Source organism: Sphingomonas kyeonggiensis, assembly GCF_014196745.1.
Lineage (GTDB): Bacteria > Pseudomonadota > Alphaproteobacteria > Sphingomonadales > Sphingomonadaceae > Sphingomonas > Sphingomonas kyeonggiensis.
In genome coordinates, this window is the sequence record NZ_JACIEH010000001.1 from 649,668 (window position 1) to 675,267 (window position 25,600).

Consider the following 25,600-nt stretch of genomic DNA (forward strand, 5'->3'; position numbering starts at 1 on the left):
CATAGGAGGTTCCAGGTGCAGATCGCGGTGCTGACGTTCGACGGGTTCAACGAGCTCGACAGCTTCGTCGCGGCGGGGATCCTCAACCGGCTCAAGCCGAAGGGTTGGGCGGCGCACATCACCTGCCCGAGCGAGCAGGTCACCTCGATGAACGGCGTGACGATCAGCCGGCAGAAGCCGCTGGAGTTCGCCGCCGAGGCCGATGCGGTGCTGATCGGCAGCGGTGTCCGCACCCGCGAGATCGCCGCTGATGCCGAGATGCTCGCGCGGATCCGGCTCGATCCGGCGCGCCAGCTGATCGGGGCGCAATGTTCGGGGACGTTGCTGCTCGCGAAGTTGGGGCTCATCGGCAGCCTGCCGGCCTGCACTGACCTGACCACCAAGCCCTGGGTGATCGAGGCAGGTGTCGACGTGATCGACGCGCCGTTCGTGGCGCACGGCAATGTCGCGACGGCGGGCGGGTGCCTGGCCTCGCAATATCTGGCGAGCTGGCTGATCGCGCGCGGCGCATCGCTGGCCGATGCCGAGGCGGCGATCCATTATGTCGCACCGGTGGGGGAGAAGGAACTGTACGTCGAGCGCGCGATGGGGGTGATCGGGGCGTTTGTGGCTCGGACACAGAGTGTTGCCGCCTGATCGTCATCCCGGCGAAAGCCGGGATCTCGTGCGGCTCCTTCCCAGCGCCTTCGCCTGAGATCCCGGCTTTCGCCGGGATGACGGATTGTGGTCGGGATGACGGTCTTGCGCGCCGGATGGCGGGGCAAGCCTACTCGATCTCCCGGCCGCCCTTGAACACGCGGTGGACCTTGCCCTGGACCGGCAGCGTGTCGAACGGAGTGTTGCCGGCGCGGGCCTTCATCTTCGTTGCGTCGATCGCCCAGGGCGTGTCGGGGGCGAAGAGGATGAAGTCGGCGGGCTTGCCGGCTTCCAGCGTGCCGGCGTCGAGGCCGAGGATGCGCGCCGGGTTGGCGGCGAGCAGCTCGAACAGGCGCTCCATGGTCAGGACTTCGTCGCGGACCAGGCCGAGCGACAGGGCGAGCAGCGTCTCGGCGCCCGACATGCCTTCGTCGGCATCGATGAAGGGGAGGCGCTTGCCCTCGGGCCCGCGCGGATCATGGCCCGAGGCGATCACGTCGATCGTGCCGTCCGCCAGCGCGGCGCGAACCGCCTGGCGATCGCTGTCGCTGCGCAGCGGCGGCGAGAGCCGGGCATAGGTGCGATAGTCGCTGATATCGATGTCCGACAGCAGCCAGTGTGCCGGCGTGACGCCGCAGGTGACCTGGACGCCCCGGCGCTTGGCCTGGCGGATCAGGTCGAGACCCGCGGCGGTGGTGACTTGGCGGAAATGGATGCGGGCGCCGGTATCCTCGGCGAGCATCGTGTCGCGGGCGATCGCCAGCGCCTCGGCGATGGCGGGGGCCGCCGCCAGACCCAGCAGCGTAGCGGTGAGGCCTTCGGTCGCGACGGCGTCGCGCGCCAGGTTGCCGTCCTCGGCATGGGCGATCACGGTGAGGCCGCAATCCCTGGCGTAGGCGAGGACCTTGCGCATCACCCCGGCGTCGGCGATCCAGCGGCGGCCGGTGGCGACGGCCTTTGCGCCAGCCGAGGCGTTGATCGCCATCTCGGCCAGGTCTGTGCCTTCGAGCCCGCGCGTGGCAGCTGCAAGGGGATGGACCCAGAGGTCCGGCTTGCCCATCAGCGCGGCGCGGCGGATGATGCCGGGATCGTCGAGGATCGGCGACTGATCGGGCATCAGCCCGACGCGGGTGATGCCGCCGGCGCGGCAGGCGGCACGGTCGACCGCGAAGACGCCGAGATCGACGATGCCGGGGGCGAGGTGTAGGCCCTTGCCGTCTATGCGCTCGGCATTCGCGGTGTCGGCGGTGATGGTTTCGCCGGAGAAGGCGAAGCTGGTGGCGCCGCCGACGACGCGGACGTTTTCAAATAGGCGGGTCACGCGTCTACTCCCGTCATCCCGGCGAAAGCCGGGATCTCATGCGGCTCCTGTCCCACGCTACGGCACGAGATCCCGGCTTTCGCCGGGATGACGGAATAGGAGTGAAGGCGGAAATGCATCATGCCCAGCCCTCCACGCCGCGTTCGGCTCGGGTGAGCACGTCGAGACAGGCCATGCGGACCGCAACGCCCATCTCGACCTGTTCGGTGATCGCGCTGCGCTCTGGATGGTCGGCGATGGCGCTGTCGATCTCGACGCCGCGGTTCATCGGGCCAGGGTGCATGACCAGGGCGTCTTCCCGGGCGCGGGCGAGGCGCTCCGGCGTGAGGCCGTAGCGGGCGTGGAACTCGCGGGTCGAGGGGATGAAGCCGCCGGCCATGCGCTCGTTCTGGACGCGGAGCATCATCACGACGTCGGCGCCCTCGAGCGCGGCGTCGAAATCGGTGAAGGGGGTGACGTAGAGCCCCTCGATCGCCGGCGGCATCAGCGTGGAGGGGGCGACGACGCGGACCTCGGCGCCGAGCGCGGTCAGCGCCAGCATGTTCGAGCGGGCGACGCGGCTGTGGAGCAGGTCGCCGCAGATCACCACGCGCTGACCGGCAACCGAGCCGCGACGGCGGCGGATGGTGAGCGCGTCGAGCAGCGCCTGGGTGGGATGCTCGTGCCAGCCATCGCCGGCGTTGAGCACCGGGCAATCGACCTTGTCGGCGATCAGCTGCACTGCGCCCGAGGCCATGTGGCGGATGACGATCACGTCGGCGCGCATCGCGTTGAGCGTCACCGCCGTGTCGATCAGCGTCTCGCCCTTCTTCACCGAGCTTTGCGCGGCGTGCATGTTGACCACGTCCGCGCCCAGCCGCTTGCCCGCGATCTCGAAGGAGAGGAGCGTGCGGGTGCTGTTCTCGAAAAAGGCGTTGATCTGGGTGATGCCCTCCAGCCGGCGGTCGTTGCGCGCGCGCGTCCGGTTTGCTTCGATCCATTGTTCCGCTTCGTCGAGCAGGAACATGATCTCATGGGGCTGGAGACCCGCAATGCCGGTGAGGTGCCGGTGCGGGAAGACGGCGCGACCCTGTATCTGGGCCGCGGGGCGATGATCGGAGGCTTGCATTAAAGCCGTCGCCTAGACCTGCCGAAGCGCGGGCGCAAGGAGTCTCGGGCCTGCCGCAAAACGCAGATAGCTAATGCGCCGCTTAGCGTTTCGGGGGGAGCGTTCGTGCAGGGCTTTTGGACTGCGTTTCTCGGCTGGATGACGCGCGACCCCATTTGGTGGGCGGCGTTCCAGGCGGGGGCGTTCTTCTTCATGGTGGGACTGGTGCTGGTACTCGTGCTGCTGCCCTGGTGGCTGGCGCGGGTGGAGCGGGCGCGCTGGCGGCCGATGCGGCGCATGCTGGCATTCGCCGCGCTGCAGGCGCACCGCGATTGCGGGGAGAATGTCGTGGCGCTGTCGCGGCAGTTCTTCCGGGAGAATGAGGGCGCGCCGCTCGAACGGCTGACCCGGGCGCGGCGGGCCATCGAGGCGCAGCAGGCGGGCGGGGCGCGGTTCGGGCGGGTGATGTCGGCCTATGCGCCGGCGGTGGATGCGCGACACGCGGCGTTGCTTGCCGACACCGCGGCGCTGGTCGAGCTTACCGAGCGGACGCTGACGGGGCTGGCACGGCTCTATCTCGGCCAGGCGACGGTGCGGGTAGGCGCGAACGCCGTGCATGGCGACGATGCGCTGGGCTATGCGCCGGCGCAGCTGGTCTCGCTGTCCTATGTCGCCGAGATGGAGGCGCTGGCCGACGGTTTCGTCGAGGTGGCGGGGGATCATCGCGGGCGGTTGGAGCGGGCGCTGGGCCGGCGAGCGCGCAAGGTTGCACGGGACGAGCTGGACCGGATCGGCGCGGACGTGGCGATGCTGGGTGCCGATGTGCGGCGCTTCTGCGCGCGGCTGCAGCCGGCGGACGCGGGCGACGTTGCCTACAAGATGCGGGCGCGGGGCGAGCGGGGTGCGCGGTCGCTCGATGCGCTGATCGCGCGGTTCGACCGGGGCTAGACGTTCACCAGGGCGTCGATTGCGGCCTGGAGGATGTGCGCGGCGGCCATGTTGTCGATCATCTCGGCGCGGCGGGCGCGGCTGAAGTCCTGCTCGATCAGCGTGCGCTCGACCGCGACGGTGGACCAGCGCTCGTCCCACAGCAGGATCGGCAGGCCGATATCGTCCATGTTGCGGGCGAAGGCGCGGGTGGACTGGGTGCGCGGGCTGTCGGTGCCGTCGAGGTTGAGCGGCAGGCCGATGACGATGCCCTTCACCTGCTGCGCGGTCATCAGCGCCTGGAGCGCGGCCTTGTCCTTGGAGAACTTGGTGCGGCGGACCAGCTCGGCGGGGCTGGCGAAGCTCCAGCCGGCGTCGCAGAGCGCGGTGCCGATCGTCTTGGTGCCGACATCGAGGCCGATCAGGCGGCCGCCGGCGGGGAGCGCGGCGCGGAAGTCTGCGGAGGCGGTGGTGATCACGCCTATCCTCTAGCCCCAATCGTCATCCCGGCGAAAGCCGGGATCTCGTGCGATGGCGGGGAAAGAGCCGCCTGAGATCCCGGCTTTCGCCGGGATGACGGCTCTTGTCAGAACGGCCAGAATTTCCGGCGCGCCTTGAGCCGGCGTTCGGCGTCGGCGCGGACGTTCGCCCAGAACAGGCTGTAGTCGAACACGTGATAGTTGTTCCCCGGCAGCACATAGGGGCCGAGGTCGGGCGGGGTGGTGCCGATCATCAGGAAGCCGCGGCCGTCGCAGCGCGCGGGGACGAGGTTCTTCTGGAGCACCGCGCTGGTCAGGTCCCGGCTGGGCATCAGGCCGCCGAGATTGGCTTCGACCGGAGCGCTGTCGTTCGGCTTGCCGGTGATCGGGTTGGTGCAGACCATCGGCGTGCCCTTGCGCGGCTGGCCGGTGAAGCCGTTGGTCTGGTCGAACGTGTCGATGATCAGCGACGGATCGGCGGGCTCGGCGAAGCTCTGCCAGGAGAGGATGCAGCCGCTGTCGTCGGGACCGGTGCAGGCGGGCAGGCCCATTTTCGGCAGGTCGGCGGTGATCGAGACCGGCCAGCCGACGACGTATGCCGCGACGATCCGTTTGGCGAGCGGCTTGCCGGCGACGCGATCGACGAGCAGGCGGGTGAGGTGGAGCGCGCCCTGCGAATGGCCGGCGAGGATGATCGGGCGGTTGCCGGCTTCCTCGAGGAACCGGTCGAACGCCGCGGCCACGTCGCGATAGGCGAAGTCGAGTGCCTGCTGGGCCTGGGTCTTGCTGGTCAGGAAGGCGCCGAAGGTCGCCTGGCGATAGCGCGGCGCCCAGACCAAGCCGGAGGAATTGAACGCGCTGGCCTGGCCGCGCAGGAACAGCTCCGCCCGGGCATTGGCCGCCACGTCGTTCAGCGGCGCGTTCCACTGCGTGCGGTCGAGGAACGAGGTCGGGTGGATAAAGAACACCGCCGCGGGCGGGTTTTCGGCCGGCGCGAAGCCATGCGGCGTCCAGAGCGCCGGGTTGCCGGGCTTGTCCGGGCGGGCGAGCCAGAGGTCCGGCTTCGAATAGTCCCCGGGCGCCGAAAGCTGCGCCACGTCGGTCATGGGGACGAGCGCCTGGCGGAGCAGTTCCGCGCCCCAGAAGCGGAAGGCGAAGGTGGCGGCTGTTGCGAGCACGATAAGTCCTACGATGACGTAGAGGAATTTACGGGCCAAGCCCCACTCTCCATTGTGCAATGCAGCATAGGGCCGCTTTGTTGCAATCGCATTCCCATCGGGCACGATTTCTCCGGATGCAACCGCGATTGCGGTCCGGGGCGTTCTGCACCGGAAATCCACTTTACCGCCCGGACCCGATGCGAGAGCATGTGAGCGAAGGGGAGATTTCCATGGACGAGACCGAAACTGCCGCGTCGGGCGAGGCCGGGGGCTGGACCTGGCGCCCGCTGCTGCTCGCCGGCCTGGGGCTGGCGACGGGCGTCGTGACCTATCTGATCGCGGGCGAAGGGGCGTTCTACAAGGTGGAGTGGACCGCCCTGCAGGCGGCGTTGCTGATGGCGGTGACGCTGGGCGCGGCGATGATCGGGTTCACGATCGAGCGGCAGCGCTGGTGGGCCTCGATCGTGTTCGCGGCGGTGGTCGGCGTGGCGGGCGGTTTCGTCACCTGGTGGAACGGTGCGCCGGGCGGGTGGAACGTCACCGATGTCTGGCGGACGTTCAGCCTGCTGCTCGCCGTGGCGATCGCCGCGCCGCTGTTCCAGGCCGCCCGCGACGAAGGGGCTCCCCGCGCAGGCTATCCGGCGGTCCACGACTATGCCTGGGCGAATGTGGTGCTGTGGTGCGCCTGCTGGCTGTTCGTCCTGCTCGTGTGGCTGATGGCATGGCTGCTCGGCGGTCTGTTCGAGTTGATCAAGATCCATTTGCTGCGCGAGCTGCTGGGGAAGGATTGGTTCGTCCATGCGCTGACCGGGCTTGCCTTCGGATCGGCGCTGGGGCTGCTGCGCGAGCATGACGCGATCGTGCGCCTGCTCCAGAAGGTGGTGACGACCCTGCTCGCGGTGCTGGCACCTGTGCTGGCGATCGGGCTGGGGCTGTTCCTGCTCGCATTGCCCTTCACCGGGGTGCAGGCGCTGTGGGACGCGACCTCGGCGACCACGCCGCTGCTGCTGACCTGTGCGGCCGGTGCGCTGATCCTCGCCAATGACGTGATCGGTGCTCGGGAGGCGGACGAACGGCGCAACCCGCTGCTGCGCTACAGCGCGATGGTGCTGGCGGCGGTGATACTACCGCTCGCCATACTCGCCGCGGTGGCGACCGGGCTGCGCATCGGCCAGTACGGCTATACCCCCGAGCGGCTATGGGCAGTGGTGTTCGTCGGTGTCGCGCTCTGCTGGGGGCTGGCCTATTTCGGTGCCCTGGCGATCCGCCGGCTCGGCTGGACGCGGCTGGTGCGCCGGGCGAATCTCGTACTGGCATGCGCGGTGTGCGTGCTGGGGCTGGTGTTGGCGACGCCGCTGATCAATTTCAATGCGATCTCGACGCGCGACCAGGTCGCCCGGCTCGAATCGGGGAAGACCAATGTCGAGAAGTTCGACTGGCGGGCACTGGCCTTCGACTTTGGCAAGCCGGGGCGTGAAGCTCTCGCTCGGCTGAAGAACTCGGGCAATGCCGTGATCCGGGCACGCGCGATCGACGTGGGCAAGGCCGAGAGTCCCTATACGTTCGAGTTGCGCGAGAACGATCGGAGGCGGTTCGCTGGAGCCTATGACCTGCATCCGGCCGGAATGGCGCTCCCCGAGGGGCTGAAGGAGAAGATCCTGAGCGAGCACGCTTGCGAGGATGACAATCTATGCCGAGTGTATGTGCACGACGCGAAGACCGTGACCGTGATCGACGATGACTGCATCAAGCTGCCACCTGAGAAGCGGACTGACCCCAAGGCGAAATGCTTGACCGACGTCCGCACCTATTTGCTCACGGGGGAGGGGTGGCGCGATCTTTCTGACCTCAGCGAACCTGTCGATCCGGAAGCAAAGCCGGTGCCCGAGAAAACACCCGGGGCCGAGGAACGGGCCATGCTCGAGCGCGAATATGGTGCGATTTCGGGTGGCGGTGTCGTCGTGCGCAAGGTCGAGATGCGGCAGGTTTTCATCGGCGACAAGCCGCAGGGGCGGCCTTTCAAGTAACCGATGCTTGAAGGTGGGAGGCGCCCCTGTTAGGCGCCTCCCATGTCCGTCGATACCGCAACCGTAAAGAAGGTGGCGAGCCTGGCTCGCATCGCGATCAGCGATGCCGATGCCGAGCGTCTCGCGCCCGAGCTCAACAACATCCTGGGCTGGATCGAGCAACTCGGCGAGGTCGATACCTCGTCGGTCGAGCCGATGACCGCCGTGATCCCGAACAAGCTGCGCCTCCGCGAGGACGTGGTGACCGAGGGCAACCAGCGCGACGCCGTGCTGCAGAACGCACCGCAGGGCGAGCACGGGTTCTTCACCGTGCCGAAGGTGGTCGAATAATGAGCGAGATTACCGATCTGGGCGTTGCCGCCCTTCGTGACGGCGTGCGCGCCGGCACCTTCTCGGCGCGCGAAGTCGCCGATGCCTTCATCGTCAAGGTGAGCAAGGCCAAGGCGCTCAACGCGTTCATCGTCGAAACCCCCGAGCATGCGCTCGCCGCTGCCACTGCGGCCGACGAGGCGCTGGCCAAGGGCGAGGCGCTCAAGCCGCTCGCCGGCGTGCCGATCGGCATGAAGGACCTGTTCGCCACCAAGGGCGTGCAGACCACCGCCGCCAGCCACATGCTGGAAGGCTTCAAGCCGGTCTATGAATCGACCGTCTCGCAGAAGCTGTGGGATGCGGGTGCCGGCATGCTCGGCAAGCTCAACCTCGACCAGTTCGCGATGGGTTCGTCGAACGAGACGTCCTACTTCGGCAATGTGATCTCGCCCTGGCGGCGTGGCGGCGGCGACAATGCTCCGCTGGCACCGGGCGGCTCGTCGGGCGGCAGCTCGGCGGCGATCGCGGCACGGCTGGTGCCCGGTGCCACCGGCACCGACACCGGCGGCTCGATCCGCCAGCCCGCGGCCTTCACCGGCATCAGCGGCATCAAGCCGACCTATGGCCGCTGCTCGCGCTGGGGCGTGGTTGCCTTCGCTTCGTCGCTGGACCAGGCCGGGCCGATGGCGCGCGACGTGAAGGACTGCGCGATCCTGCTCGAGAACATGGCGGGCTTCGATGCGAAGGATTCGACTTCGCTGAACCTGCCGGTGCCGAAGTGGGAAGAGCTGCTTTCGGGCGACCTCAAGGGCAAGAAGATCGGTATTCCCAAGGAATATCGCCTCGACGGCACGCCGGAAGAGATCCTGGCGCTGTGGGACCAGGGCATCGCCTGGGTGAAGGACGCCGGCGCCGAAGTGGTGGAAGTGAGCCTTCCGCACACCAAATATGCGCTGCCGACCTATTACATCATCGCGCCGGCTGAGGCTTCGTCGAACCTCGCCCGCTATGATGGCGTGCGCTACGGCCTGCGTGAGCTGGCTGACGGCCAGAACCTGCAGGACATGTATGCGGCCACCCGCGCGGCGGGCTTCGGCCCCGAAGTGCAGCGCCGCATCCTGATCGGCACCTATGTGCTGTCGGCGGGCTTCTATGATGCCTATTTCACCCAGGCATCGAAGGTGCGCACGCTGATCGCGCAGGATTTCGAGAATGCGTTCACGGTGTGCGACCTGCTGCTGACCCCGACGGCGCCGAGCGCGGCGTTTGCGCTGGGCGAGAAGTCGGCCGATCCGCTGGCGATGTACCTCAACGACGTGTTCACCGTGCCCGCCAGCCTGGCCGGCCTGCCAGCGATGAGCGTGCCCGCCGGGCTCGACAGCGCCGGACTGCCGCTTGGCCTGCAGATCATCGGCAAGCCGCTCGACGAGCAGGGCGTGCTGGGCGCGGGCCTTGCGATCGAGCAGCGCGCCGGGTTCACGGCGCGGCCGGAGCAATGGTGGTAAATGCCGTGGCTGGTTGAGATAGTCTTCGAAGTGATCTTCGAGCTTCTCACCTGGCCTTTCCAGCATGCGCTGGAACGCAAATGCACACGCGCCAAGCGGCGCAAGGCATACGGATCGAAGAAATGATTGAGTCTACCTACCGCATCCAGGGCGAAACCGGCGAATGGGAGGTCGTGATCGGCCTCGAAGTCCATGCCCAGGTCACGTCCAACGCCAAGCTCTTCTCGGGGGCGGCCACCAGCTTCGGCGCGGAGCCGAACAGCCAGGTGAGCCTGATCGACGCGGCGATGCCGGGCATGCTGCCGACGCCGAACCTGGAGTGCATCCGCCAGGCGGTGCGCACCGGCATGGCGATCGGCGCGGTGATCAACAAATGGTCGCGCTTCGACCGCAAGAACTATTTCTACGCCGATCTGCCACAGGGCTATCAGATCAGCCAGCTCTTCCACCCGCTGGTGGGCGAGGGACAGATCGACATCAGCCTGGACGACAAGGACCCCGAGGCCAACGTCAAGACGATCGGCATCGAGCGCATCCATGTCGAGCAGGACGCCGGCAAGCTGATGCACGACCAGCATCCGACGCGCTCGTACGTCGATCTCAACCGCGCCGGCGTGGCGCTGATGGAGATCGTGTCGAAGCCGGACATGCGCTCGCCGCAAGAAGCCGGTGCGTATCTGAGCAAGCTGCGTGCGATCCTGCGCTATGTCGGCTCGTGCGACGGCAACATGGACCAGGGCTCGATGCGTGCCGACGTGAACGTCTCGGTCCGCAAGCCGGGCGCCGAGTTCGGCACCCGTACCGAAACCAAGAACGTCAACTCGGTCCGCTTCGTCATGCAGACGGTGGAGATCGAGGCGCGGCGCCAGGTCGAGGTGATCGAGGCCGGCGGCAAGATCGTCCAGGAAACGCGCCTGTTCGATCCGGACAAGGGCGAGACCCGGTCGATGCGCTCGAAGGAAGATGCGCACGATTATCGCTACTTCCCCGATCCCGACCTGCTGCCGCTCGAGCTGGACGATGCCTTCCTCGAGGAATGCCGTGCCAGCCTGCCCGAGCTGCCCGACGCCAAGCGCCGCCGCTACGAGCAGGAGCTGGGGCTCTCGGCCTACAACGCCGCGACGCTGACCGCCGATGCGGATACCGCCCGCTGGTTCGAGGCGCTGCTCGCCGAGGGCGCGCGCATCCAGAAGAAGGGCGAGAACGAAGTCGCGCGCGCTTCGGCGAACTGGCTGCTGTCGGACCTGTACGGCGCGCTCAACCGCCTGAACAAGGATCTCGACACCAGCCCGGTGAGCCCGGAGCAGGGTGCCGAGCTGCTGGCGCTGGCCGCCGACGGCACGCTGTCGGGCCCGCTCGCCAAGCAGGTGTTCGAGATCATGCTCGAGACCGGCGACGCCGCGGGCAAGATCGTCGAGGAGCGCGGGCTCAAGCAGACCAGCGACACCGGCGCGATCGAGGCGGTGATCGCCGAGATCCTCGCCAAGAACCCCGGCCAGCTCGAACAGTATCGCGGCGGCAAGGAAGCGCTGTTCGGATTCTTCGTCGGACAGACGATGAAGGCGATGGCCGGCAAGGCCAATCCGGCGGTGGTCAACGAGCTGCTGAAGAAGGCGCTGGCGGGCTAAGCCGGCGCCGAGGGGGAGGGGAAGATGATCGGGTTTGCTTTCGCGCTGCTATTTCTTCCCTCGCCCGAGCCGGATTGCGGGCATGACCGCGCGGCGCTGCTCGCGCTCGACGAGAACAGCTTCGACCAGGATCTGCAGGGTGGCTGGCGGGCCTTGTCGGCCAGGGGCTGCGGGCGCGAGGCGGCCGACCTGATCCGCGACTGGCGCCTGGCGCACAAGGCGGAGAGCATGATCCTCTACTGGCACGAGGGCCAGCTGCGCGCCGAAATCGGCGAGACCGATGCGGCGATCGCGCTGTTCCGCCAGTCGTACAAGCCGGCCGACCAGGATCATGGCGGCAGCTGGCGCCCCTATGTGGACGGCAGCATCGCATTCCTGCGCCGCGACCGCGCCGGGCTGGAAGCGGAGCGGGCCAGGCTCGCCGCCCTGCCGCGCCCGGCCGATTTCGAGGAAGAGGCGAAGGGGCCGGACGGCAAGCCGATCCTGATGCCCGACGGCAAGCCCTGGCGGATCAGCTGGCCGCTAAACCTCAACGTGCTCGACCGGCTGCTGCGCTGCTGGGACAAACCCTATAGCCAGGCATATTCCTGCCCGGCGGGCAAGGCGGGAAGCTAGAATTTCGCGCGGCGCCCGGTAGGATCGTCCGAAACTCTGGAGGTTTCCGATGATCAGGACCGTGCTGGCCTTTCTGTTTACCCTGGGGGCTGCTCCGGCCCTGGCTCAGACTGCAGCGCCTGCACCGAGCCCCGCCGTCCCGCTGCCGCGCGTCGCTATCGTCACGTCGGCGGGGACGGTCACGGTCGAGGTGGACAATGTCCGCGCGCCGATCAGCGGCAACAACTTCCTGCGCTATGTCGATCAGAAGCGGCTCGACGGCACCGCCTTCTACCGGGTGGTGAAGGTGATCGACCATTTCGGCTTCGTGCAGTTCGGGGTGAACAATGCGCGCGGCAAGGTGCTGCCGCCGATCAAGCACGAGCCGACCACGCTGACCGGCATCAAGCATACCGACTTCACCCTCTCGACTCCGCGCCGCGCGCCCGGCACCGCGAGCGGCGACTTCACCATCGTGCTGGGCGACCAGCCTTCGTTCGACGCCGACCCGAGCAAGCCGGGCGACAATCTCGGCTATGCGGCCTTCGCACATGTCGTGGACGGCAAGGACGTGGTGGTGAAGATCTTCGACGCCCCCAACTCGCCCAGCGCCACGCTGGGCGGGTTCTTCAAGGGCGAGATCCCGGCGGCACCCGTGAAGATCCTGAGCGCGCGGCGGGTGAAGCCCTAGTTCACAAGATCTTGCGGGGATCGCTGCCCGAATTGGAACATCCGGATCGGACATAAAATAGTCACCGGTCCTTGCTCCCGCGAATTGCTTGGTTAATCTCCCGAAAAGGGGAAGCCGAATCGGGGGATTCGGTGAAATGGGGGGATGTCCAATGCTTCGGCTTTTGGTGTCGGCATTTGCCGGCATGCTGCTGTTGTGCGCGCCTGCTGCGCATGCCCAGTTCGGTGCGGAGGCATCGGCCTCCAAGAGCGGCTTCGCTTTCCCGAAAGATGGCGCGGTAAAGATCCTGGTCTTCCGCCCCGACGTTTCGGTCGGCGAGCAATCGACTGGCGGCATGAACGAGCCCAATGCCGAATGGACCGAAAAGGCGCGCACCCTGCTCGCCGCTGCGCTTTCCTCCGCGCAGACCAGGCGTGCGAACGAGCTGGTGATGATGCCGGAGCTGGAAGGCGACAAGGCGACCTTGCTCGCCGATTATCGCGGCCTGTTCCGTGCGGTCGCCAATTCGGTGATCGCCCACAAGCTGTTCGCGGGCAACCGCCTGCCGACCAAGCGCGCCGACTTCAACTGGACGCTGGGCGATGGGGTGAGCGCGCTGCGCGATGCCGGCGGCGCGGGCGCGCCAGCGGACTATGCGCTGTTCGTCTATACCTATGACAGCTACGGTTCGGCCGGACGCAAGGCAGCGCAGATCTTCGGCGCGATGTTCGGCGTCGGCATCAGTTCGGGCGTCCATATGGGCTATGCAGGGCTGGTCGATCTGAAGACCGGCGAGCTGGTCTGGATCAATGCCGATGTGAAGATGGGCGGCGACGTGCGCGAGGCCGATGGTGCCGACAAGCGCATCGGCCAGCTGCTCGAGGACTTCCCGGCCCGCGCGGGCGCCGTGCCCGCCGCTGTTCCCGCGCCGGCGACCAAGTGATGTCGCCGCGCGGGCGTTGCCCTGCGCTGCTCGCCGCCGCCTCGCTGGTTCTGTCGCCGATCGCGGCACAGGCACAGCAAGCCCAGGTGAAGCCGATCCCGGCTGCGTACCAGCCGGAATCGGCGGAAGAGCGCGGGCTGTGGATGGAGATGGACGAGGCGGAGCGCGCGTTGAAGACCTCGCGCTTCGTGGTGCGCGACCCGGCGCTCAACGCCTATGTGCGCGGCGTGCTGTGCCGCGAGGTCGGCGAGGACCGCTGCGCGGCGGTACGCATCTACATCATCCGCACCCCGCACTTCAACGCGACCATGATGCCCAATGGGGCGCTCCAGCTCTGGACCGGCACGCTGCTGAGGCTCCGCAACGAGGCGCAGCTCGCCGCGGTGCTGGGCCATGAGTTCGCGCATTTCGAGAAGAAGCACTCGCTGCAGAACTTCCGCAATTTTCGTGGCAAGACCGATGCGATGGCCTGGCTTTCCTTCTTCGGGCTGCTCGGGGCGCTGGCGAATATCGGCATCCTCGGTTCGATCTTCAGCTTCGGCCAGGACATGGAGCGCGAGGCGGATGTGACCTCGCTCGATTACATGCGCAGCGGCGGCTACACGCCCGGTGCGGCCTCGGCGGTCTGGTCCCAGGTGATCGCGGAGGGCGATGCCACCGCACTCGCCCGTCAGCAGAAGAAGCGGCGCCACCAGGGCGGGGGATTCCTCGATTCGCATCCGGCGACCGCCGATCGCATGGCCTATCTCGGCGAGCTGGCGCGCAAGGCGCCGGTCGGCGCGGCGGGGCCGGGGATCGAAGGTGTCGAGCCCTATCGTATGGCGATGACCGACTGGTGGGCCTCGCTGATCGACGACCAGGTCAAGCTCAACGACTTCGGCGGCACCGAATTCCTGCTCGGCCGGCTGGCCGAACATGGCTGGACGAGCGAGCTGCTCTACGCGCGCGGCGAACTCTATCGGACGCGGGCGGGCACGGGCGACTTCGAGAAGTCGGTCGATTTCTACCGCGGTGCGCTGGCGACCGAGCGACCGGTCGCCGAAGCCTGGCGCGGGCTGGGGCTGTCGCTGCTGCGCACGAGCGGCGCCGAAGAGGGGCGGCAGGCGCTCCGCCATTATCTCGAGATCCGGCCCCAGGCGCCGGACAAGTCCATGATCACGATGCTTGCTGGAGGTTGAAGATGCGCGGTTCCATGAAATTGCTGATCGCCGCGGCGCTGCTTGCCGCACCGACCGCAGCCGTGGCGGGCTGGAAGGTGATGGCCGCGGGGGCGCCGGTCGCCGTCGCGAAGAGCGCCCTCACGGTCACCCCGGGCCAGAACTGGAACCGGTCCTCGTCCCGGCCGTCCAAGAAGGGCGAGATGTGGACGCTCGACGGACTGCAGCTCAATGAGCTGAGCTTCTTCGCCGGCATCGCGCCGGGCGAGACGATCCTCAAGGACCGCAAGAAGAAGGACAGGCCGCTGCCGACCTTCAAGGCGCAGATGCTCGCGCCGGAGATCGTCCAGCTGTTCGAGGCGACCTGGCGCATCACGCTCGACACCTCGCTGTTCGAGATCGACAATGTCGAGCCGGCAACACTCGCGGGGCACCAGGGCGTGCGCTTCACCTATCATTATTCGGTGCAGGGCGACGATCTGCGCCGCAACGGCGAGGCGCGTGCGGCGGTGATCAACGGTCAGCTCTACCTGATCAACTTCACTGGGCCGGCGATCCATTATTTCCCGACGAGCGTCGAGGAAGTGCGCAAGATCATGGACAGCGCGAAGCTGTAGGAAGCCGCGAGCGGAGAATGTCGCCATTCCCGCCGAGCGGGGATGGCGACAGTGCTTCCGAGACGCTTCCTGATTGCCTGGCTAATTCGCCGGCCGGTCCAGATACAGATAGAGCGGGTCGAACTCGGCCAGCCCTTCCAGTCCCGGTCGGTCGTGGATCGTCACCCGACCGCCGCGGAAATCGGCCAGGCCCGCTTCGCGCAGCTCCCGCAGAACCCGGTTCACGTGCACGCCGGTCAGGCCCAGGCATTCGGCGAACTGATTCTGGGTGATCGGCAGGCGGAAGCTGTCGCCTTCCGCCGCGCCGACCACGAGCAGGCGCGACTGGAGCTCGCACAGCAGGTGCGCGGCACGCTCGATCGCCTTGCGCCGGCCAAGCGAGACTTCCCATTCGCGGTGGATGCTCGCATCGAGATTGGTCGAGAACCAGAAGGCGCGGGTTAGGTGGGGGAAGCGGTTGGTGATCGCCAGCAGCCCCGTGTGCGGCGCGCGCGCGATGCGGCACGGGGTGAGGGTGATCAGATTGTGGTCGAGATACCCCAAGGTATAGCCATGCAGGTCGGCGAAATCGCCGGGCACATGGATGTGGGTGATCTGGCGCTGGCCGTCGCTCAGGTCCTTGTACCGCGCGAGAAGCCCCTCGAGCAGCAGGATCGAGCTGTTCAGCCGCTCTCCGCGCCGCACGATCACCTGTTCGGCTTGATGGTCGAACGGGCCCTGGAGCACGGCGCGCAGCGCCTCCTCCTCCGACGCGCTGACTTCGCAGCGCAGCCGGAGCTTTTTCATATGTTTGTCGATCATGGGCGGCCGGGGGTTACTGCGCGTCCGCGTCCTGGTTCTTCACGTCGCCGGCGGTGCCGCCGACGCCGTCCGAGGCGCCGGGATCGTCCAGCGGCGAATGGCCGCTGCCGCCTTCGCCGCGCTTGACGGCATCGGCGCGCGCTTCGACGATCTGCTGGAGATCGGAGCGCGGGTCTTCACGCTTGTCGTCGTTCATCCTCTCTCTCCTTTCAGGCGATGGGTTGGCCCGGCGCGGGAACATCGGGCATGGCCGGCTGGGGTGCCGGCACGTCGATGTCCGGAGCGGGCGGATCGAGCTCCGGCGGAGGGCTCGTCGGCTGGCCGGGCTGCGGCGCCGGGGGCTGCTCGGCGGGTGGCACGGTCGGCTGGACGGGCGGCTCAACGGGCACGTTCGGTCTCCTTGTTTCGGAAGGACAACGCCTCGTGTTGCAATGAAGTTGCCTCGACCCTTGCGATGAAGCACCTGACTGCTATAGAGCCCGCCGACCGGCGGTGCCCTGTGCGGGCGTGGCGGAACTGGTAGACGCGCCAGATTTAGGTTCTGGTATCGAAAGGTGTGGGGGTTCGAGTCCCTTCGCCCGCACCAGCATCGCCGCTCGTTTCCCGCGTCACCGGACGCCGCGACTCCTATTCTTGAAGTTTGGAAGCCTGAGAAAAATGCAGACTGTCGAGACGTTGAACGAGGGCCTGAAGCGCGCCTACACGCTCAAGATCACTGCCAAGGACATCGACAAGAAGGTCGATGCCGAGGTCAAGCGGGTCGCCCCGCAGGTGCGCATGCCGGGCTTCCGCCCGGGCAAGGTGCCGGCCAATCTGGTCCGCAAGATGCACGGCGAGGCGATCGCGCAGGACGCGCTCAACAACTCGATCCAGGAAGGCGTGCAGAAGCTGATCGCCGACCACAAGCTGCGCCCGGCCGTGTCGCCGTCGGTGAGCCTGGAAGGCGAGTATGCGCCCGGCGGCGACGCCGAGATCAAGGTCGAGCTGGAAGTCCTGCCGGACGTTCCGACTCCCGCGATCGACGGCCTGAAGCTCGAGCGCCTGACCGTTCCGGTCAGCGAGGACGAAGTGAACGAGCAGCTCAAGCAGCTCGCCGGCCAGCAGAAGGCATTCACCGACGCCCCGGCCAAGCACAAGGCCGCCGAGGGCGACCAGGTGACCATGGACTTCGTCGGCACCGTCGACGGCGTCGCCTTTGACGGCGGCACCGGCGAGGGCATGTCGGTCGAGATCGGTTCGGGCCGCCTGATCCCGGGCTTCGAGGACCAGCTCGTCGGCGTGAAGACCGGCGACGAGAAGACGATCGACGTCACTTTCCCGGCGGACTACGGCGTCCCTGACCTGGCCGACAAGCCGGCGCAGTTCGCGCTCAAGATCACCGCGGTGAAGACGGCTGGTGAAACGGTCATCGACGACGATTTCGCCAAGACGCTGGGCCTGCAGAGCCTCGAGCAGCTCACCGGCCTGCTGAAGGGCCAGCTCGAGCAGCAGCTCAACGGCCTGACCCGCACCTATATGAAGCGCAAGCTGCTCGACCAGCTCGCCGCCGGCCATGACTTCGAGGTTCCGCCCTCGATGGTCGAGGCCGAGTTCGACCAGATCTGGCACCAGCTCCAGCACGAAGCCGAGCACGAGGCCGACCCGGCCGCTGCCAAGGCCGAGCTGGAAGCCGAGCGCGAAGACTATGTGAAGATCGCCGAGCGCCGCGTGCGCCTGGGCCTGCTCCTGTCGGAGATCGGCACCGCCAATGGCGTCGAGGTCACCTCGAACGAGATGAACCAGCTGATCGCCCAGGCTGCTGCCCAGTACAGCCCGAACGATCGCGAGCGCTTCTACCAGTATGTCCGCAACGAGCCGATGGCTGCCGCTCAGCTGCGCGCGCCGCTGTTCGAGGACAAGGTGGTCGACTTCCTGTTCGACAAGGCCGAGATCTCGGATCGCGAAGTGACCCGCGACGAGCTGGAAGCTGCGATCGAGAGCGATGACGGATTCGAAACCGGCACGCACAGCCACGATCACGACAACCACAAGCCGCGCAAGTCGAAGAAGGCCGAGGACGGCGAGGCCAAGGCCGAGAAGAAGCCGGCCAAGGCCAAGAAGGCCGATGCCGAGCCGGCTGCGGAAGCCGAGGCAGAGCCGGCCAAGAAGCCGGCCGCCAAGAAGGCCGCTGCCAAGAAGGCGGACGACGCCGAGGCCGAGGCCGAGGCCAAGCCCGCCAAGAAGGCTCCGGCGAAGAAGAAGGCCGACTGAGGCTTTCCACTTCGGACAAGTTCAGGCCCTCGCTCCCCGCGGAGCGGGGGCCTTTGCTTTTGTCCGTAAATTGCAGTCGAAACGCAGCCGTTTCGGCCCTATGGCTGGGGCATGACCATGCCCAAAGTCGCCGTTCTCCTGCCCTGCTACAATGAAGAAGCCGCGATCGCCCAGACGATCGAGGGCTTCCGCAAGGTGCTGCCGGACGCGGCCATCTACGTCTATGACAACAACAGCCGCGACCGGACGATCGAAGTCGCCCGTGCCGCCGGTGCCGTGGTCCGCACCGAGCGGATGCAGGGCAAGGGCAATGTCGTCCGCCGCATGTTCGCGGACATCGAGGCCGACATCTATGTGATGGCCGATGGCGACGCGACCTATGACGCGACCTCCGCGCCGGCGATGGTCGCACGGGTGGCGGAGGAGGGGCTCGACATGATCGTCGGCACCCGCGTGCACGAGACCGCCGAGGCCTATCGGCGCGGGCACGTCCTCGGCAACCGGATGATGACCGGCATCCTCGCCAGCCTGTTCGGGCGCAGCTTCACGGACATCTTCTCGGGCTACCGCGTCTTTTCGCGCCGCTTCGTGAAGAGCTTCCCGGTGCTCTCCGCCGGCTTCGAGATCGAGACCGAGATCAGCGTCCATGCGCTCGAGCTCAAGATGCCCGTAGGGGAAGTGGAGACCCGCTATTTCGCCCGGCTCGAAGGCTCCGAATCGAAGCTCAACACCTATCGCGACGGCTGGCGCATCCTGAAGACGATCGCGGTGCTCTACCGGATCGAGCGGCCGATGCTGTTCTTCGGCTGGATCGCCGGGCTGTTCGCGCTGCTGGCGATCGGGATGAGCATCCCGCTGGCGTTCACCTGGTTCGAGACGGGGCTGGTGCCGCGTTTCCCGACGGCGATTCTGGCGACGGGGCTGATGATCCTCGCCTTCCTCAACCTGTTCACCGGGCTGATCCTCGACACGGTGGTGCGTGGCCGGCGCGAGGTACGGCGGCTGGCCTATCTGGCGCAGCCCGGGCCGCTCAAATAATCCATTTCCACCGGGGCAATCGCAACCTGTTCCGATGATGCCAGTTCATCGGCCATATTCGTGTGCCTGGTTTTGTCGAGAATGGGTGTGTTTCAGGATTCGGGCTTAAAGATGGATTTTCATGTTGATATGTTCTCTGGTTTGCGTTGATGATATTGAGCAGAGTTACTTAATTGATACTTATGAATATTGTTAGATGAAACGAAAATGAAACCGTGATTACTATTAGGCTACTGTAAACGTAACATTAGTGCCAATTACTGTGCGTAGGGGCGGCCCCGATCAGGAATAAACCTGAGCTTCAGGGAAACCCCAAATGCCAAACCTCTCCCGCTTCCGTCTGTCGCTGCTCGCCGGCACGACGCTGCTCGCGCTGTCCGCGACGCCCGCGCTGGCGCAGGACAAGACGGCGACGTCGACCGTTGCCTCCGCCGACGCCCAGGACCAGGGCGGTCTGGCCGATATCGTCGTCACGGCGCAGAAGCGTGAGACCAACCTGCAGCAGACCCCGATCTCGATCTCGGTGCTGAGCAGCGAGAACCTGCAGGACCGCCACGTCCAGAGCCTGTTCAACCTGGCCGACGGCTCGGTGCCGTCGCTGCGCGTCGCCACGTTCGAGGCGCGCCAGTCGGCGCTGACCATCGGCATCCGCGGCATCGTTCCCTATGACCAGAACCAGACGGCCCGCGACGGCGGCGTCAGCGTCTATATCGACGGCGTCGCGCTCGGTAAGACCCAGGGCCTCAACGCCGCGCTGTTCGACATCGAGCGCATCGAAGTGCTGAAGGGCCCGCAGGGCACGCTGTTCGGCCGCAACACCGAAGGCGGCGCGCTGTCGATGGTCACCAAGGCGCCGACCGGCGTGTTCGACGGCCGCGTGACCGCCGGCGTCGGCAATTACGGCAGCCGCAACGCGGAAGCGCATCTCGACCTGCCGGCCTTCTTCAACATCGCGCTGAAGTTCGACGGCGTGTACCAGCATCAGGATCCGACGGTGAAGGATCCGCTCGCGGGCTCGACCGGCTGGAACTATTATGATCGCAAGGGCGGCCGCGCCGCCGCGCGCTGGACTCCGGTCGACGGCCTGACCGCCGACTTCTCGTATGATTACGCGAAGGACGAGAACACCCCGCAGTTCAGCCAGCTGATCAACTACAACCCGAAAAACTACACCGTCGGCACCTACACCAACCCGGCGACCGGCGTGGTCGGCAGCCAGCTGTACCTGCCGAGCACCACCGGTGTGGCCACGGCTTGCGGCGGCACCATCAAGGTTGGCGCCACCACGCCGATCTGCGTCGCGCCGCGCGCTCCGCTCGTCGGCGTGCACCCGGATCGCCAGTACACCGCCGATGTCGGCGTGCCGCAGCAGCCGAGCGTCGACATCACCCACGGCTTCACGTCGAACCTGAAGTACAAGGTCGCCCCTGGCATCGAGCTGCGCTCGATCACCGCATGGCGCGGCGTCAGCACCGACCAGTGGGACAATTCGGGCGGTCCGGAGCGCAGCACCTATGCGCCGAACGCGAACTTCAGCCGCTACAGCCTGTCGTTCCTCGACCAGCACCAGTTCAGCCAGGAATTCCAGGCGGTGGGCAGCTTCGACCAGTTCGATTTCGTTCTCGGTGCCTATTACTTCACCGAGCACGCGACCGAATATGCAGCGACCCCGCTGAGCAACCAGTGGAATGCCGCCGGCACGGCCTACACCGTCCGCAGCCCGATCATCGACAGCTCGGTGACCGGCCCGATCAGCTCGGCCAATTCGGGCTACCAGCCCTTCGCGCCGTCGTGCAACAACACGCTGGCCGCCACCGTGCCGCAGTTCACCAACAGCTGCCAGTTCATCACCCGCGCCAGCAAGGCCTGGGACCACAACTACTCGGCGTTCGGCAACCTGACCTTCTCGCCGGAAGGCACCGGGCTGCACTTCACCGCCGGCGGCCGCTTCACCAAGGACAAGCGCCACGGCAACCTGTACGTCGTGAACAACGCGGTGCAGGGCTTCGCCTTCGAGAACAGCATCAACCGCTTCGATCCGATGTTCAACATCGCGTTCGACGCGACGCCGGACATGCACTTCTACGCCAAGTACTCGACCGGCTTCCGTGCCGGCGGCGCCAATGACCGGTCGCAGACCTTCAACGCCTTCGGTCCGGAATCGGTGAAGTCGTACGAAGTCGGCGCGAAGATGGACTTCTTCGACCATCATGCCCGCCTGAACCTGGCCGGCTACATCATGGACCGCAGCAACACGCAGTTCGACTTCGATCTGTTCGACACCGCGGCGACGGTCACCCTGCCGAACGGCACCACCGTTCCCAATCCGACCAACGGCGCGCACATCGAGCAGACCCAGAATGCCGGCGACACCAAGATCCGCGGCATCGAGGCCGATCTGACCGTGAAGCCGACCAACGGGCTCACGCTGTCGGCATCCTACGCCTATACCTACTGGAAGGCCCCGTCGGCGGTGAACCCGATCACCGGCGGCCTGCCGCAGCAGCTGTACATCGTGTACACGCCGAAGCACGCGGCGTCGGGCGCGATCGACTATACGCTTCCGGTCACCATCGGGGACGGCGCCAGCCTGCGCCTGCACCTCGATGCCAACTATGCGAGCAGCCAGTACAGCTTCCAGCTCGAGCCGACCAAGACCGATGCGAGCTTCGTCGTGAATGGTCGCATCGCGCTGGCCGACATCAAGATGAACAACGACGCGGAAGTGACCCTGTCGCTCTGGGCCCGCAACCTGCTCGACAACACCTATATCTATCGCCGGTCGAACGCGAATTCGTCGCCGGTGCTCAACTACGGTGCCAACGGCGCTCTGGTGTCGACCAACTATGGCGGCATCCTGGGCGACTATGCCAACTTCAACCCGCCGCGGACCTTCGGCGCGGAAGCCAGCATCAAGTTCTGACGCCTGGCTTGAAGGGAAATGCGAGCGGCCCGGATGGCGACATCCGGGCCGTTTCGTTTTTGGGGCGCCGGCGTTCGTCCAAGGCTTTCCCCGGCGAAGGCCGGGGCCCAGTTCTTGAAAGTCACGCGCCTTGGCGCGTCTTCGACGCGCACTGCTTAGTCTGGGCCCCGGCCTTCGCCGGGGAAAGAAAAAGGGGGCGGGGCAGGGCTATTGGGCGATCGGCAGCCGGATGCGTACCGCCAGCCCCGGGGCGTTGTCCGCCAGTTCCAGCGTCCCGCGATGCAGCGCAGCGATCGCCTGGACCAGAGGCAGGCCCAGCCCGTGCCCGGGGCGGTTGCGGCTGTCCTCGAGCCGGCCGAAGCGGCGCAGTGCCAGGGCCTGCTCGTCCGGGGCGATGCCGGGGCCATTGTCCGCCACCGTCAGCACCGCCGCATCCCGGTCGCGTGCCACCGAGACCGAGATGGTCGAGCCGCCCGGGGTGTGGTTGACCGCGTTCTCGACCAGGTTGACGACGAGCTGGGCGAGCAGCCGCGCATCGCCTTCGATCGGTGCCGGTTCCCAGGGGCCGAGCTGCAGGACCTGGGCCTTCTCGTCGGCCAGCGCTTCGATCGACTCCGCGGTGCCGGCGACGATCCCGGCAAGGTCGAGCGGGCGGAACATCGCCCGGCGGTCGCCGCCCTCGACTTCGGTGATGCGCAGGATCGCGGCGAACATTGCCAGTATCTCCTCGCTCTGCGCCAGGGCTTCCTCGGCCTGCGGGCGCAGCGCGTCGGCGGCGGGTTCGGCGGCGAGGCGGGCAAGCTGGCCGTGCAGGCGGGCGAGGGGGGTGCGCAGATCATGGGCGACGTCGTTCGAGATCTGCGAGAGGCTGGTCATCAGCGCCTCGATCCGGTCGAGCATGTGGTTGAAGGCCTGGGCCTGGCGGCCGAACGCGGTGCCGGTGCCCTCCACCGGCACGCGGGCGCGCAGATCGCCATCGACGATCGCCTCCGCCGCGCCGCGCACCGCTTCGATGTTCCGGCGGATCGCCAGGCTGAGCGCGAAGGTGCCCAGGCCGACGAGCAGCAATATCGCGCCGAAGCCGAGTGCCAGGATGAGCAGGCGCTGCGAATCATGGTCGTCGATCGGCTCGCTTTCCGCCGCCAGCGCCAGCCTCAGCCCCTCGGGCAATGCGTGGACGAGCGCCCGGCCGCGGGTGAGGCCGGGGATGCCGGCACTCTCGTCGATCGTGGACAGGCCCGCCGGGAAGCCGTGCGCCGGGGCGATGTTGCCGGCCAGGCGCCTGCCGTTCCGGTCGGTCAGCAGGAAGCCGATGTCGCCGGTGTCGCGCCGCTGCGTGCCCTCGGTGATCCGGTGCATGAGCAGCGGCTGGTCCGGATCGTCGGCGAGAAGCTCGGCGGCCTCGCTCCGCAGCCTCCTGTCGACCTGGCGGTCGATCGCGCCCAGCAGCGCCAGGTAGACCGCGAGGCAGGTGAGCACCGTCGCGAGCGCGATGGCGGTGAGGAAGGCGAACGCGATCGCCCGCAGCGAGCGCGGCGCCGCCATGGCTCAGGCCCGGAACATGTAGCCGACGCCGCGCACGGTCACGATCGGATCGGGCAGGCCGGGCAGTTCGAGCCGTTGGCGCAAGCGCCGGATATAGGCATCGACGATGTTGGTGGTGGGGACGAAGTCATAGCCCCAGACGCGCTCGAGAAGCAGCGGCCGGGTGAGCACGGTGCCCGCCTCGCGGACCAGCTCGGCGAGCAGCTTGATCTCGGTCTTGTGCATCTCGACCGGCTGGCCGGCGCGGGTGACGCGGTGGCGCGACAGGCTGACCGTCACGTCGCCGGCGCTGATCGTGGCGCTGTCGGCGGTGCTCGCCTGGCGGCGGCGGAGCAGGGCGCGGATGCGCGCGTGGAGCTCGTCGATCTCGAACGGCTTGACGAGATAGTCGTCGGCGCCGGCCTCCAGCCCCTCGATCCGCTCGGGCAGGCGGCCGAGCGCGGTCAGCAGGATGACCGGGGTCATCACTTCCTGCTCGCGCAGCCAGCGCAGCACATCGACGCCGTCGACAAAGGGAAGCATCCGGTCGAGGATCATGATGTCGAACGGATCGTCCCCGACCGCGGCGATCGCTGCCCGTCCGTCGGCAACCGATTGCACTGCATAGCCGCGCTGTTCGAGCTGCTCGGCCAGCAGGCGGCGCAGCGGCTCGTCATCCTCGACCAGGAGGACGCGTACGGGTTCTTCGAGGGGGGATTGGCTGCTCAAGGTTCGCATCCGCGCGGGGTTCGTCTCCCTTTAGGGAGCCGCGCTGCAAAGGTCGATGCGAAAGCGCTCAGCGGGTGCCCTCGATCAGTCCCAGCTCGATCAGGCTGTGCGCGGTGGCGAGGATGGCTTCCTCGTTGCTGCGCGGCTGCCAGCCGAGCAGCGTGCGCGCCTTGGCGTTGCTGGCGTTGGAGCGGATGCCGAGCCGGGGCGCCGCCTCGCGCGCCATCGGGTTGAACAGCGCCATGATCCGCACGACCCAGCTGGGCACGCGGCGGCGGGTGATCCGCGCGCCAACCGGGCCCAGCCCGGTGCGCAGCACGTCCGCCATCTCGGGGATCGACATCGCCTTGCCCGCCACGGCGAGGAAGCGCTCGCCCGCGGCATCGGGATGCGTCATCGCCGCGATCTGCAGGCTCGCCACGTCGCGGACATCGACCACGCCGAACCACAGGTCGGGCAGGCCGGGCATCCTGCCTTCGATCATCGACTTGACCAGCCAGATCGACGTGGAGAGATCGTCGTTGAGCGCCGGGCCGAAGATGCCGACGGGGTTGACCACCGCCAGCTCCATGCCGTTGGCCTCGGCCGCGACGAAGTCCCAGGCCGCGCGCTCGGCGAGAGTCTTGGATTTCATGTAGGGCTGGACTGCCGGGCCGTTCACGTCGGTCCAGTCGGCCTCGGTATAGTCGCTGTGGCGCTGGCCATGCCCATAGCCGATCGCGGCGAAGCTGGAGGTGACGACGACGCGCTTCACGCCTGCGTCGCGCGCGGCACGCAGCACCCGCAGCGTGCCGTTCACCGCCGGGCGGATCAGCTCCTGCTCGTCCTCGGGCTGGCTCTGGGGGAAGGGGGAGGCGACGTGCTGGACATGGTCGCAGCCGGCGACCGCGGCGGCCCAGCCGTCGTCCTTCTCCAGATCGGCGGCGAAGAAGCTCAGGCGGCCGGTATCGGCGCCTGCCTTTTCCAGCGTCGCGCGTACCTCCGCCTCGCGGGCGAGGGTGCGGACGGTGGTGCGCACAATGTGCCCCGCCGCGAGCAGCTGGAGGATGACATGGCTGCCCACGAAGCCGGAGCCGCCGGTGACCAGGATCGTATGTGTCGTCATCGGGCCATCATGCGGCGGCCCCGTTGCAGCTGCAAGGCAATGCAGCCGCGCCGCGGAAGGCCTTGTCGAGGCTAACCATAACCAAGGCTTGAACTCCGCACGCCGAGCGCCGATGTTGGCCTGGGCAAAACAGACATAACGAGATTTTCACCCATGCATCCGCTTTCCGA

General features: G+C 67.2%; 24 protein-coding genes and 1 tRNA gene. 15 read left to right on the top strand and 10 right to left on the bottom strand.

Features of this window, described 5'->3' with window-relative positions; genetic code table 11:
* Positions 1-15 precede the first annotated feature (15 nt).
* The gene (locus GGR46_RS03190; protein WP_183994494.1) at positions 16-636 is read left to right on the top strand and encodes a DJ-1/PfpI family protein; all 621 of its coding nucleotides are present in this window, start codon (positions 16-18) and stop codon (positions 634-636) included.
* 130 nt (positions 637-766) lie between these two features.
* On the opposite strand, the gene GGR46_RS03195 is transcribed toward GGR46_RS03190, so the two are convergent.
* Positions 767-1,957 carry an amidohydrolase family protein gene (locus GGR46_RS03195; protein WP_183994496.1) on the bottom strand — a complete coding sequence of 397 codons (1,191 nt, stop codon included), beginning with the start codon at positions 1,955-1,957 and terminating at the stop codon, positions 767-769.
* Between the two features lie 118 nt (positions 1,958-2,075).
* Positions 2,076-3,065 carry an aspartate carbamoyltransferase catalytic subunit gene (locus GGR46_RS03200; protein WP_183994498.1) on the bottom strand — a complete coding sequence of 330 codons (990 nt, stop codon included), beginning with the start codon at positions 3,063-3,065 and terminating at the stop codon, positions 2,076-2,078.
* 105 nt (positions 3,066-3,170) lie between these two features.
* On the opposite strand from GGR46_RS03200, the gene GGR46_RS03205 reads away from it, so the two are divergent.
* Positions 3,171-3,992 (top strand): hypothetical protein, encoded by an 822-nt coding sequence (locus GGR46_RS03205; RefSeq protein WP_183994500.1) that lies wholly within the window; start codon positions 3,171-3,173, stop codon positions 3,990-3,992.
* On the opposite strand, the gene ruvX is transcribed toward GGR46_RS03205, so the two are convergent.
* Both ruvX and GGR46_RS03215 read right to left on the bottom strand, forming a co-directional pair.
* On the bottom strand, positions 3,989-4,450 hold the full coding sequence (gene ruvX / locus GGR46_RS03210) for a Holliday junction resolvase RuvX (RefSeq protein WP_183994502.1): 462 nt from the start codon (positions 4,448-4,450) through the stop codon (positions 3,989-3,991). The two genes, GGR46_RS03205 and ruvX, sit on opposite strands and share 4 nt — an antisense overlap.
* Positions 4,451-4,557: 107 nt before the next feature.
* Positions 4,558-5,667 carry a DUF3089 domain-containing protein gene (locus GGR46_RS03215; RefSeq protein ID WP_183994504.1) on the bottom strand — a complete coding sequence of 370 codons (1,110 nt, stop codon included), beginning with the start codon at positions 5,665-5,667 and terminating at the stop codon, positions 4,558-4,560.
* Positions 5,668-5,840: 173 nt separating this feature from the next.
* Between GGR46_RS03215 and GGR46_RS03220 the strand changes: the two genes are divergently transcribed.
* From GGR46_RS03220 to GGR46_RS03260, 9 genes are all read left to right on the top strand, one after another.
* Complete coding sequence (locus tag GGR46_RS03220) at positions 5,841-7,637, top strand: DUF4153 domain-containing protein (RefSeq protein WP_183994506.1); 1,797 nt, start codon at positions 5,841-5,843, stop codon at positions 7,635-7,637.
* 42 nt (positions 7,638-7,679) lie between these two features.
* Entirely contained in the window at positions 7,680-7,967 is a 288-nt protein-coding gene (gatC, locus tag GGR46_RS03225; protein WP_183994508.1) for an Asp-tRNA(Asn)/Glu-tRNA(Gln) amidotransferase subunit GatC, read from the top strand.
* Positions 7,967-9,451, top strand: a complete 1,485-nt coding sequence (gene gatA / locus GGR46_RS03230; RefSeq protein WP_183994510.1) for an Asp-tRNA(Asn)/Glu-tRNA(Gln) amidotransferase subunit GatA — start codon at positions 7,967-7,969, stop codon at positions 9,449-9,451. Before gatC ends, gatA begins: the two co-directional genes overlap by 1 nt.
* 122 nt (positions 9,452-9,573) lie before the next feature.
* Positions 9,574-11,079, top strand: a complete 1,506-nt coding sequence (gene gatB, locus GGR46_RS03235; protein WP_183994512.1) for an Asp-tRNA(Asn)/Glu-tRNA(Gln) amidotransferase subunit GatB — start codon at positions 9,574-9,576, stop codon at positions 11,077-11,079.
* A gap of 24 nt (positions 11,080-11,103) precedes the next feature.
* Entirely contained in the window at positions 11,104-11,694 is a 591-nt protein-coding gene (locus GGR46_RS03240) for a hypothetical protein (RefSeq protein WP_183994514.1), read from the top strand.
* Between the two features lie 49 nt (positions 11,695-11,743).
* The gene (locus GGR46_RS03245) at positions 11,744-12,364 is read left to right on the top strand and encodes a peptidylprolyl isomerase (RefSeq protein WP_183994516.1); all 621 of its coding nucleotides are present in this window, start codon (positions 11,744-11,746) and stop codon (positions 12,362-12,364) included.
* A 151-nt stretch (positions 12,365-12,515) separates the two neighbouring features.
* A complete protein-coding gene (locus GGR46_RS03250) occupies positions 12,516-13,286 on the top strand; it encodes a hypothetical protein (RefSeq protein WP_183994518.1) in 771 nt (256 codons plus the stop codon).
* The gene (locus GGR46_RS03255) at positions 13,286-14,464 is read left to right on the top strand and encodes a M48 family metallopeptidase (RefSeq protein ID WP_183996692.1); all 1,179 of its coding nucleotides are present in this window, start codon (positions 13,286-13,288) and stop codon (positions 14,462-14,464) included. Before GGR46_RS03250 ends, GGR46_RS03255 begins: the two co-directional genes overlap by 1 nt.
* A 2-nt stretch (positions 14,465-14,466) precedes the next feature.
* Positions 14,467-15,060, top strand: a complete 594-nt coding sequence (locus GGR46_RS03260) for a hypothetical protein (protein ID WP_183994520.1) — start codon at positions 14,467-14,469, stop codon at positions 15,058-15,060.
* Positions 15,061-15,141: 81 nt separating this feature from the next.
* Here GGR46_RS03260 and GGR46_RS03265 read toward each other — a convergent pair whose 3' ends face one another.
* The 3 genes from GGR46_RS03265 to GGR46_RS03275 are packed head-to-tail and all read right to left on the bottom strand — an operon-like array spanning position 15,142 to position 16,250.
* Positions 15,142-15,846, bottom strand: coding sequence for a Crp/Fnr family transcriptional regulator (locus tag GGR46_RS03265; RefSeq protein WP_246425881.1), 705 nt, complete (start codon positions 15,844-15,846; stop codon positions 15,142-15,144).
* A 28-nt stretch (positions 15,847-15,874) separates the two neighbouring features.
* Positions 15,875-16,057, bottom strand: a complete 183-nt coding sequence (locus tag GGR46_RS03270; protein WP_183994524.1) for a hypothetical protein — start codon at positions 16,055-16,057, stop codon at positions 15,875-15,877.
* 13 nt (positions 16,058-16,070) lie between these two features.
* On the bottom strand, positions 16,071-16,250 hold the full coding sequence (locus tag GGR46_RS03275; RefSeq protein ID WP_183994526.1) for a hypothetical protein: 180 nt from the start codon (positions 16,248-16,250) through the stop codon (positions 16,071-16,073).
* A gap of 112 nt (positions 16,251-16,362) precedes the next feature.
* Between GGR46_RS03275 and GGR46_RS03280 the strand changes: the two genes are divergently transcribed.
* The 4 genes from GGR46_RS03280 to GGR46_RS03295 all read left to right on the top strand — a co-directional run bounded on the left by GGR46_RS03280 (position 16,363) and on the right by GGR46_RS03295 (position 22,072).
* Positions 16,363-16,447 (top strand) — tRNA-Leu (locus GGR46_RS03280).
* A 71-nt stretch (positions 16,448-16,518) separates the two neighbouring features.
* Positions 16,519-18,111, top strand: coding sequence for a trigger factor (gene tig / locus GGR46_RS03285; protein WP_183994528.1), 1,593 nt, complete (start codon positions 16,519-16,521; stop codon positions 18,109-18,111).
* 111 nt (positions 18,112-18,222) lie between these two features.
* The gene (locus tag GGR46_RS03290) at positions 18,223-19,149 is read left to right on the top strand and encodes a glycosyltransferase family 2 protein (RefSeq protein WP_183994530.1); all 927 of its coding nucleotides are present in this window, start codon (positions 18,223-18,225) and stop codon (positions 19,147-19,149) included.
* A gap of 316 nt (positions 19,150-19,465) precedes the next feature.
* Positions 19,466-22,072: a TonB-dependent receptor gene (locus GGR46_RS03295; RefSeq protein WP_183994532.1), complete on the top strand. Its 2,607-nt coding sequence runs from the start codon at positions 19,466-19,468 to the stop codon at positions 22,070-22,072.
* Positions 22,073-22,279: 207 nt separating this feature from the next.
* On the opposite strand, the gene GGR46_RS03300 is transcribed toward GGR46_RS03295, so the two are convergent.
* From GGR46_RS03300 to GGR46_RS03310, 3 genes are read right to left on the bottom strand one after another with little or no spacing between them, the layout of a single operon-like run.
* A complete protein-coding gene (locus tag GGR46_RS03300; RefSeq protein ID WP_183994534.1) occupies positions 22,280-23,617 on the bottom strand; it encodes a HAMP domain-containing sensor histidine kinase in 1,338 nt (445 codons plus the stop codon).
* A 3-nt stretch (positions 23,618-23,620) separates the two neighbouring features.
* A complete protein-coding gene (locus GGR46_RS03305) occupies positions 23,621-24,334 on the bottom strand; it encodes a response regulator transcription factor (protein WP_183994536.1) in 714 nt (237 codons plus the stop codon).
* Positions 24,335-24,392: 58 nt separating this feature from the next.
* Complete coding sequence (locus GGR46_RS03310) at positions 24,393-25,430, bottom strand: SDR family oxidoreductase (RefSeq protein ID WP_183994538.1); 1,038 nt, start codon at positions 25,428-25,430, stop codon at positions 24,393-24,395.
* Between the last annotated feature and the right edge of the window lie 170 nt (positions 25,431-25,600).

Excerpts from the sequence above, each read along its gene's own strand:
- GGR46_RS03200 (WP_183994498.1), bottom strand. The coding sequence starts at position 3,065 with ATGCAAGCCTCCGATCATCGCCCCGCGGCCCAGATACAGGGTCGCGCC.
- GGR46_RS03220 (WP_183994506.1), top strand. The coding sequence starts at position 5,841 with ATGGACGAGACCGAAACTGCCGCGTCGGGCGAGGCCGGGGGCTGGACC.
- gatC (WP_183994508.1), top strand. The coding sequence starts at position 7,680 with ATGTCCGTCGATACCGCAACCGTAAAGAAGGTGGCGAGCCTGGCTCGC.
- gatA (WP_183994510.1), top strand. The coding sequence starts at position 7,967 with ATGAGCGAGATTACCGATCTGGGCGTTGCCGCCCTTCGTGACGGCGTG.
- gatB (WP_183994512.1), top strand. The coding sequence starts at position 9,574 with ATGATTGAGTCTACCTACCGCATCCAGGGCGAAACCGGCGAATGGGAG.
- GGR46_RS03240 (WP_183994514.1), top strand. The coding sequence starts at position 11,104 with ATGATCGGGTTTGCTTTCGCGCTGCTATTTCTTCCCTCGCCCGAGCCG.
- GGR46_RS03245 (WP_183994516.1), top strand. The coding sequence starts at position 11,744 with ATGATCAGGACCGTGCTGGCCTTTCTGTTTACCCTGGGGGCTGCTCCG.
- GGR46_RS03250 (WP_183994518.1), top strand. The coding sequence starts at position 12,516 with ATGCTTCGGCTTTTGGTGTCGGCATTTGCCGGCATGCTGCTGTTGTGC.
- GGR46_RS03255 (WP_183996692.1), top strand. The coding sequence starts at position 13,286 with ATGTCGCCGCGCGGGCGTTGCCCTGCGCTGCTCGCCGCCGCCTCGCTG.
- GGR46_RS03260 (WP_183994520.1), top strand. The coding sequence starts at position 14,467 with ATGCGCGGTTCCATGAAATTGCTGATCGCCGCGGCGCTGCTTGCCGCA.
- GGR46_RS03265 (WP_246425881.1), bottom strand. The coding sequence starts at position 15,846 with ATGAAAAAGCTCCGGCTGCGCTGCGAAGTCAGCGCGTCGGAGGAGGAG.
- GGR46_RS03270 (WP_183994524.1), bottom strand. The coding sequence starts at position 16,057 with ATGAACGACGACAAGCGTGAAGACCCGCGCTCCGATCTCCAGCAGATC.
- tig (WP_183994528.1), top strand. The coding sequence starts at position 16,519 with ATGCAGACTGTCGAGACGTTGAACGAGGGCCTGAAGCGCGCCTACACG.
- GGR46_RS03290 (WP_183994530.1), top strand. The coding sequence starts at position 18,223 with ATGACCATGCCCAAAGTCGCCGTTCTCCTGCCCTGCTACAATGAAGAA.
- GGR46_RS03295 (WP_183994532.1), top strand. The coding sequence starts at position 19,466 with ATGCCAAACCTCTCCCGCTTCCGTCTGTCGCTGCTCGCCGGCACGACG.
- GGR46_RS03300 (WP_183994534.1), bottom strand. The coding sequence starts at position 23,617 with ATGGCGGCGCCGCGCTCGCTGCGGGCGATCGCGTTCGCCTTCCTCACC.
- GGR46_RS03305 (WP_183994536.1), bottom strand. The coding sequence starts at position 24,334 with ATGCGAACCTTGAGCAGCCAATCCCCCCTCGAAGAACCCGTACGCGTC.
- GGR46_RS03310 (WP_183994538.1), bottom strand. The coding sequence starts at position 25,430 with ATGACGACACATACGATCCTGGTCACCGGCGGCTCCGGCTTCGTGGGC.